The organism is Haladaptatus sp. (assembly GCF_049589095.1).
Taxonomy (GTDB): domain Archaea; phylum Halobacteriota; class Halobacteria; order Halobacteriales; family Haladaptataceae; genus Haladaptatus.
The window spans coordinates 1-2811 of the sequence record NZ_JBAWAC010000201.1 but is presented as its reverse complement, the minus strand read 5'-3'; the positions used below and the strand labels follow the sequence as shown (position 1 = coordinate 2811).

Below are 2811 nucleotides of genomic sequence, written 5' to 3'. Positions count from 1 at the left end.
CGTCGGCGTGTGGTTGCAGATCATTTTGGCGATCGTGACGCCGATAACGATCGCGCTCTACTTCGGATTGTGACGACGAGTTGGGTCAGTTTTCTCGTCAATACAGTAGCCGAGCGACACTGAATTTCCGCACCACTCCCTCCCCAACCGATTCCTCCGGTCGCACGCTCCCTTCGTCATCCCTCGCGTTTCTCGCACACGTCACTCAACTGGACGGGCTATGCGTTCCCAGTCAACCACATGGCGCGCGACGGCGCACGGCAGTGCGCCCGCGCGAGGGACGAGGCTTGCGAGACGCTCCGCGTCTCGCTGACCTGCGGCCGTGGCCCGCAGGTATCGCAGCGAGTGGACGAGTGAGAAACACAGTCGGTTGGGGAGGGTGTGGCACAGTGCGGTTGCGGTGCGGTGGTGTGGGGTGGGTTGAAAGGGGCCGCCCGGTCCCGCGAACGCAGTGAGGGGGACGTTGTCGGAACTTGTTTCCGACTGAACTCGCGTTTACTCGGTCGTCTCGCCGACCCCTCTCGCTGAAGACGAGCGGAGCGAGTCGAAGTGAAATGTCGGTCGAGCGGTTCACGCGAAAGAATGTGAGTGTGATCACAGAAGTCGCAGCCCGCGAACGCAGTGAGCAGGAACGTCTTCCGGTGCCGCGAGCGGATGGGGGCTTTCCGGACCATCATTGCAATTACTTCGGTCGCACTAACAGTAGCAAACGCGTCCGTTCGTAACGACCCTCGAAGAGAGATGTCTCCAAAATATAAAAGATAACTCTAAGGTCCCGTCCATCTCCGAATCCGAGAAAGCGACACGTTAATCTCCTCGGCGTGACACGGTGTACCTATGCGGGTTCGAGAATGGCAGGATGTCTTACAGGACGTTGTTGACCGCCGAGTCGACCCTGAAGGGTGGCGAGCCGCGGGGGGAAAGCGGGCAGGTGGTGTCGGCGAGGATCTATATCTCGGCCATCCGAAGGCTGGCCTCTACCATTTGAAGACGTACGCGAAAAACCCCTACCAGGTCCGGGGCGTCGGCACGCAGGTCGCCCGGAAGCTGGATGACGAAATCGGAAACTTCCTCCCGGAAAAGGAGTACCGTGGCGGACGGTTCGCGGTCCAGAATCCAGAGGAGAAGCGTCCGGAGAAAGACGAGATGGAGGCACGGGCAAAGCGCGTCGAAGAGACCATCAAGGCACACGCGGACGCGCCGACGTCCGGTGCCGACCTCTTCGACGACGTGATGGAGGCTCTGGAGAGCCCGGCGTTCGGACCGATGGAGTTCGACGGGTACGACCGTCCGGAGACCGTCTCGGATCTGGAGGAGACGTTCGAGGAGTCCGAAAAGCTCCTGAACGAGGAACTGGACGACCTCATCGACGAGGACGAGGTCGGACGCGGGTTCCAGTAGTTCGGCGGGCCGAACGGTATTTCACTCGCGCGAAACAGGTTGGATTTCTCATAGGTGTCGAAACCGATAGTAGTGTCGAGCGAGTACGACACTCAGTGACTTTCGGATGCGCGTGACTCCCCCCGACATCGCAGTGGCCGATGGAAGAAACGGTGGTCGAGTGATCGCACTCATCGGCATTCTGTTGTCCATCGTCGTCGTCATCGACCCGCTCGTTCGTTCCGGATCGGTGTGGTTTCCGGAGTTCATCATCGAGATGACGCTCTCAGCGATGCTGATCTACGTGGGCTATCGACTCACGCGAAGCGACATCGACGCGAAAACGCTCCAAAAAGTGGACGTTTCCTGCTTCAAGGGAATGCTCGCACTCGGCGGGTTCGCGGCGGGCGTCATCGTCACCGCGAAAGTCTCGGGATGGCACATCTCGAACCCCTATTTCCTCGTCCAAACGATGGTAACGAGCGGCGCGCTGTTGGGACTCGTTATCGGCGTCGCCGGGATGGTCGCACCGCTTCGGACCGGGTCGAAAGGAGGGGCATCGAACGAGTCGAACGCCGATTCGAACACCTCGGGTACTGGGACCGGTTCGACGAACCCGAGCGGTTCGGCCGATTCGAACGATTCGAGGACCCCCCTCGCCGCCGACACAGACAGTGCTGAACTTCCTGCCATTCCCGAGGGAGCTATCGCTACCGACGGGATTCAAGCACCTTCCGGCGTGGTCGATGATTGGCTCGAAGTTCTCGCTGACAGGAACTGTCGGTACGTGCTTCGAATGGCGATGAACGCGCCGGACGGCGTCCTCACGGTCGAGGAGCTGACCGCCACCGACGAACTACGAAAGCGCTCGCTCGAAACCAACCTCCGGCACATAACCCTGCCGAAGCTATGGGACCTTCACCTCATCGACTACGACGAACGGACGGGAACGATTCGCTACGATAGCCACCCAGCGTTCGAGGAACTGTTCGAGACCGTCGAACGGTATCGACAGTAGTCCAATCCGCACCATCTCGCCGGGATTTAAGCATCTCGCTCGCTCCGTTCCTTTCATGCGGGCAGCACACTCGGGTGACGACGTACCACCAGTATCGACGGATCGGGTGCGATAATGGTCGGACCGACTTCGAAGGAGGAACGCTCGTCCGCGATGTTACGACTGAAGGTCGCCATCGTCCTGCTGGTCGGCGCGTCCGGCGGTCTCATCGCCTTTCACGGCGGGGCGACGCCGGTCGTTCTCGTCAGTGCGATCGTCGGCGGTCTCATCCTCGGCGTTCTGCTGACGTGGTATCTGAGCAGAATCACACGCTGATTTCGACGGACGAACCACCCGCCACCAATCCATAGATGTTTAAAACAAAACGCCCAACGATCGGACATGAATCGGCTCGCAAAGGTCGCGGCGGTCGG

At 60.2% G+C, this 2811-nt stretch carries 3 protein-coding genes; all 3 read left to right on the top strand.

Translation table 11 applies throughout. The features are described 5' to 3' along the window. Positions 1–837 precede the first annotated feature (837 nt). Entirely contained in the window at positions 838–1401 is a 564-nt protein-coding gene (locus tag WBV42_RS06720) for a hypothetical protein (RefSeq protein WP_253234317.1), read from the top strand. Between the two features lie 106 nt (positions 1402–1507). Next, positions 1508–2398 carry a hypothetical protein gene (locus WBV42_RS06715; RefSeq protein ID WP_423985344.1) on the top strand — a complete coding sequence of 297 codons (891 nt, stop codon included), beginning with the start codon at positions 1508–1510 and terminating at the stop codon, positions 2396–2398. Between the two features lie 114 nt (positions 2399–2512). Next, positions 2513–2713, top strand: a complete 201-nt coding sequence (locus WBV42_RS06710; protein WP_423985343.1) for a hypothetical protein — start codon at positions 2513–2515, stop codon at positions 2711–2713. Positions 2714–2811 lie beyond the last annotated feature (98 nt).